Genomic DNA, 5,628 nt, shown 5'->3' on the forward strand with positions numbered 1-5,628 from the left:
AATAATTCAAGTGAATTTGTTTGAAAGAAGAACTTTAAAAGCTTTATTTTCACCCGATAAAATACCCATAAAACAAGAGGAAGCTCAAATGAGCTTCCTCTTGTGAAAAATTGTGGGACAGCAATGGTGTTAACTCTCTTTTTTAGTAGCCTTCGTTTTATGTAATAAGTTATCCAAGAATGGATCATCATAATATTGTTTCATAATTTACAACTCCTAGTTCCCTCAGAATACGCTTAACATTATTTTTGAATTCAATAAAACTTCTCTGTTTACTCGGAGTAGAAGGTATAGCTATCTTACGCTGCTCCAAAATACAGAGTTGATCATGTTTTTTACCGCTAATGATACGAAAGCTCTTATGTTTAAGTAGTTGCTTGACGTATTCATTGATGTCCTTATCTTTTGAGTAGTACATGGCTTTCCCTAAAAGCAGATAGGAGAGTGGAATCTCCTATCTGCATAGTCCTTTATCCTTAATAGCGGTCATTATTAGGATTTAACTGATTTGCATGATTATCCAGGGAATCCCAATAGGCATCGTTATTAGGATTCATGCTATCAGAGCGATCGTCGTTAGGTGTTCTAGACATTCTATTTCTCCTATCAAAGTGGTTATCTAGTGATAAGCATCATAGAAGTTATACAAAGGACATTCTTGGATTAAAAAAGGATAAATTTAGATAATTCTAGATATTTTCATTTAAGTTCATTCTGTAAAGTTAAGAAAAAGAATAATTTGTTAAAAGTAGGAAAAGTTCACTATAACTTTACAAAAAATTAAATCCTTATCTTAAGTGTATGAATTAAATTAATTAATATGAAATATATATGGACTTCCATTTTGATCTAGAACGGTAAATCATCATTAAAACCCACCTGAATGCGGTGGGTTTTTTATGTCTTGAAGATTGGTATTGAGTTTGCATAAAGCCCGACTTATTAGAAGAATCATAAGTGTTAAAGCATTATCTTGCTTTTGATCAGCACAACTCTGCATCGAGAAAATAAATGAGATTAACAATACTAATAGAAATTAATGATCTAAAAAAGCGATCATTTTTATAAAAACTTGCGGTTTTACCTATTTTGAAATTTTTCGTATTCTAGCTTCACAAGATAAGCAATCCCAGAAATAAGCCAGAGGAAATATCTCATGAGTTTAATCAATACTGAAATCAAATCATTCAATGCAACTGCTTACCACAATGGTCAGTTCATCGAAGTTTCTGAGCAAGACCTGAAAGGAAAATGGTCAGTGGTGTTTTTCTATCCTGCAGATTTCACCTTTGTTTGTCCAACTGAATTAGGCGATCTTGCTGATCAGTATGCTGAATTCCAGAAAATGGGTGTAGAAATCTATGGCGTGTCTACCGATACTCATTTCACCCATAAAGCTTGGCATGATACCTCTGACGTGATTGGTAAAATCCAGTATCCATTGATTGGTGATCCAACCTGGACTTTGTCTAAAAACTTCGAAGTATTGATTGAAGCTGAAGGTCTGGCAGATCGTGGTACTTTCGTGATTGATCCAGAAGGTAAAATCCAGATCATTGAAATCAACGCGGGTGGTATTGGCCGTGATGCACAAGAGCTTCTTCGTAAAGTGAAAGCTGCACAATATGTACATGCGCACCCAGGTGAAGTTTGTCCGGCAAAATGGAAAGAAGGTGAAGCAACACTAGCGCCGTCAATCGACCTGGTGGGTAAAATCTAATTCAAACCTAGTTCTTTGAAGCAAAAAATCCAGCACAAGTTGCTGGATTTTTTATTTTTTTAGTTTAGAGATTTATGAATTCTAGACAAAAACATCATGCCATTTGATTTCTATTTGAGAACAAAATGAGAATTGAGGAATTGCACTCTATGCTTTTTAAGCGGCTTATGCGAGGCAATCAAGTAAGCGCAATACCATGCTGAATGATTGACTAGGCCTGAAAACAAAGAAGCCTCTGCTTTCGCAGAGGCTTTTATTTTATAAGGCGCTGTAGTTTCTTGTCGTTTTAAACAATTTTCGCATAAACGCATCTGAATGGAACCGGATGAATTTATGGTTTTCTTATGCTGCGAATCATAGGTATTTAAAAAGTATTTGTCAACCAAGGATTATAAAAATGGTTAATTAAATTATTTGTTTTTAAAGCGAATTTTCAAGTTTTTAGATAAAAATATGAATAAAATCTTAGATTTGATGGAATTTTAACTAAGTCAGAAAAATGAATAAAAAGCAGGTGAAATTGAACAAAAAGGCCTTTACGAAAAACATATATTCTGGAAGATTTTAATAACCTGTTTGATTGGCGCATGGTACATAATTTCTGTAGTTTTTCAATGACGGATGATCAGTTTGGATATCGCAGTAATTGGTAGTGGCATGGCCGGACTGGCTACAGCCAGAATTCTCCAGGACGCAGGGCATCACATCACGATTTTTGAAGCACTTCCAGGTCGCGGCATGGACAGTCATAGCCTTGAATTTGAAGGGGGCCTGATTGACGCACCTTTACGTGTGATGAACCCCTATCTGTGGAAAAACACCCTGAGTCTAGCCACACATCTGGGCATTAAAACTTATCCGGTGCGGACCTATATGGCCTGCAGCTGGTTATTTGAAGATAAAACTGAAACCTGGCTGACCACATCGCGCAGCCGAATTGGCAATATCCCGATCATCAATAACCGGAAAGGCCTGCAACAATATGGCTGGCGTCTGGTCAAAGGCCTGTTGCAGTTAAAAGTTGCATTGACCAAATTCTTTAAATCGAAAAATCAGGACATCAGCCTGGCAGAATTTATCAATCGTAACGAGATTGAAGAAGTGTTCTGGCACGGTGCGGTGATGCCGGTGCTATATACCATCTGTACCTGCAATCCGAAAACCATTGGTGAATGGCCAGCTAAACCGTTGTTAATTTTTCTGCGTCAATTAACCGATGGCGATGCGTTACTGCGTCTGCAAGGCGGTACACCAGCGTTGGTCGATAAGCTGATTGAAGGCATTCAAATTGAAGACGGTTCAGCAATTACACTGGTACAAGAGCAGGGCGATCAGGTCAAAGTTGAAAATGCGGCCGGTTATTCAAAACTGTTTGACCGGGTGATTGTCGCGACACCGACCACCAAAATTGAGGAGTTCCTGGATCCGGTACAATTCGCCAGTGAAATTGAATTATTGAAGAAATTCAAATTCGAACAAGGCGAACTGGTGATTCATACCGATGCCAGCGTAATGCCGCCAAAACGTAAAGACTGGGCCGTACTCAGCTATATGATGGACCGTAAATTTACTCGTCAGCAATTTACCGTGTGGCTTAACTCGATTGAACCTTCTCTGGTCGGCAAGTCGGCCGTATTTCAGACCTGGCGTCCGGTAACCGAGATTGATCCGAAAAAAGTGATCAAATCGGTGATGCTAACGCGTGCAGTGGTCGATGCCAATACCGTAGCACTGAATAAGGAATTGCAGCAACGTCATCTGGATGCCAATCGTAAAGTCTTCTTCTGCGGTTCATGGTCATGTGACGGTTTGCCAATTCTGGAATCGGCAGTGACCTCAGCGATGAAAATTGCGGAAATTTTTGGTGCACCTTTACCATTTGAGGGTTTAAAACCTGTGGTCGAGGTTGCACCGCAACTGGGTTATTAATCCATGCAATGGCTTCAGGCACTGCGTCAGCGTCTTCCCCAGCACAAGTATGCAATTGATGCCGCTGTGTTGGGCGATCATGCGCAATTTCCCTGGAGCAATTTAGGGTATTGGCAAGCAGGTCAGCAGGATTATACGGCTGCCTGTCGTATGCTCACCGATCACCTTGCACAAACTGTAAATTTAAATTCAAAAGATAAACTGCTGGATTTAGGCTGCGGTCAGGGTGCAAGTTTGCTGTACTGGCAACAACACTATCAGGTGCAATATCTGGCGGGGGTTGAGCTGCAGGCTGCCTGTGTGGCTAATATTCAGCAACATTTGCCAGAACTGAATGCCATTTATCAGGCGTCATTTTTGCGTTTAAAAGAATTGCCATTTTCCCAGCGTTTTGATGTGGTGCTGTGTCTGGATGCGGCTTATCACAGTCCTGTGCCTTTATTCTTGGAGCAGATCCGTAGTGTTTTAAATTCAAATGCGCGGATTGGTTTTCATCATCTGGTTTTGTCCGAGCGCTGGGAAAATTTAAATGCCTTACAACGGCGTAAATATCAGTTTTTATTGAAATCTGCTGATGTGAATTTAAAAGATTTAATGACAGTGGGGGCACTGTTTGCCTGTCTGGATCGTTTTGAATTTAAAAATATCCAGATTCAGGATCTGTCCGAGCCGGTATTTTCCGGCTTCGCTGATTACGTGCAAAAAACTTTGAATTCAAAAGCATCAAATGATCAGGTTCAAGGCTCAAAACTGGATCATTTTAAAATTCAGATGACAGCGAAACTATGCCGAAAATTATATCAGGAAGGGATCATGAGATATGTGCAAGTGACGGCACAATCGAAGCACTAGAAAGTGTAAGAAGACTCAGCTGAAAATACCAAAACCCAGAAACATCAAAGCCTCACTAAAAAGCGAGGCTAAGATATGGTGCCGGCACACGGATTCGAACTGTGGACCTACTGATTACAAGTCAGTTGCTCTACCAACTGAGCTATGCCGGCATGGTGGAGTGCATTTTACAGATTTTTTTTGGCCACGCAAGCCAAAAAATAACCGTTCAATCAGTTTCGGCAGGATTTGTTTATTTTGACCAGATGGATGAAAAGTTCTGTTTTTGACTATGTGCAAAGAAATGGCCCATATGTGAAGATATGGGCGAGGGTGAAAGCACAGGAATGGTTATGGATATGAGTCGGTTATACGGTTTATCTGTTTTTCAGGATGCGATCTAATTCTTGTGCACATTCCTCTAAAGTAAAGGCCATATCAAACTGCATTTGAGGTTTGAGTTCTTGAGCGAGGCTTCTCCACTGTTCGATGAGTCTCAAGGCTTTTTGAATTTTATGTTTATTGATGTCCTTGGCAATGGTTGGGGTATAACCGCCACGTTTTGCATTTTTAATCTGTTTGGCATAGTTTGCGCTGTTATTCATGTTCACTCTCCGAATAGCAGTGTATCTATTTTTAACTTCAAATTTGAATGGCTCGGTTTACTTGGTTATTTCTTTCTATCCTGTGGTTTTTATTCTCCTTTTAGTTAATTTATAAGCAACATAACATAGCTTTGATGACAATAAAATTAAGCTATTTCTGTGCCAGTTTTTTGTTTGAACACATAAATAAAAACCTGAAATGAATGGCGTACAGAAACTACACAATTCATCAGTTTTTTGGTTGATGAAAAATGAAGATTTTTAAAAATAGAATTGAGCGTAAGTGTTGTGTTGCAAAAGATTTTTATGAACGAGGACTGGTATTAATTCAATGCCTTTGCCTAAGGCGATAGATAATAATATTTTAAGATCTAAGCAGATAATTTTTTTTACTGATGGGATGATGGATAAAATTAAGGTGGTGTTTCAAAAAGTATGCTGAAAAAAACAATATGGCTTTTGATAAAATAGAGGTATGAAAATAACGCTACAAATCAAATGTCCTACCTGTCTAAGTAACAATATAAAGAGAAATGGCATCAA

4 protein-coding genes and 1 tRNA gene are annotated in these 5,628 nt (G+C 38.9%); 3 read left to right on the forward strand and 2 right to left on the reverse strand.

Annotation, left to right across the window (positions count from 1 at the left end):
• Positions 1-1,156 precede the first annotated feature (1,156 nt).
• From ahpC to AC1P5O_RS16005, 3 genes are all read left to right on the forward strand, one after another.
• Positions 1,157-1,720: an alkyl hydroperoxide reductase subunit C gene (gene ahpC, locus AC1P5O_RS15995; protein WP_005105379.1), complete on the forward strand. Its 564-nt coding sequence runs from the start codon at positions 1,157-1,159 to the stop codon at positions 1,718-1,720.
• Positions 1,721-2,350: 630 nt separating this feature from the next.
• On the forward strand, positions 2,351-3,649 hold the full coding sequence (locus tag AC1P5O_RS16000) for an FAD-dependent oxidoreductase (RefSeq protein ID WP_318270590.1): 1,299 nt from the start codon (positions 2,351-2,353) through the stop codon (positions 3,647-3,649).
• A gap of 3 nt (positions 3,650-3,652) precedes the next feature.
• Positions 3,653-4,501 (forward strand): SAM-dependent methyltransferase, encoded by an 849-nt coding sequence (locus AC1P5O_RS16005; protein WP_086044219.1) that lies wholly within the window; start codon positions 3,653-3,655, stop codon positions 4,499-4,501.
• Positions 4,502-4,577: 76 nt separating this feature from the next.
• Here AC1P5O_RS16005 and AC1P5O_RS16010 read toward each other — a convergent pair.
• Positions 4,578-4,653: transfer RNA gene (locus AC1P5O_RS16010), tRNA-Thr, on the reverse strand.
• A gap of 204 nt (positions 4,654-4,857) precedes the next feature.
• Positions 4,858-5,085: a hypothetical protein gene (locus tag AC1P5O_RS16015; protein ID WP_004647282.1), complete on the reverse strand. Its 228-nt coding sequence runs from the start codon at positions 5,083-5,085 to the stop codon at positions 4,858-4,860.
• Between the last annotated feature and the right edge of the window lie 543 nt (positions 5,086-5,628).

Source organism: Prolinoborus fasciculus (genome assembly GCF_056724605.1).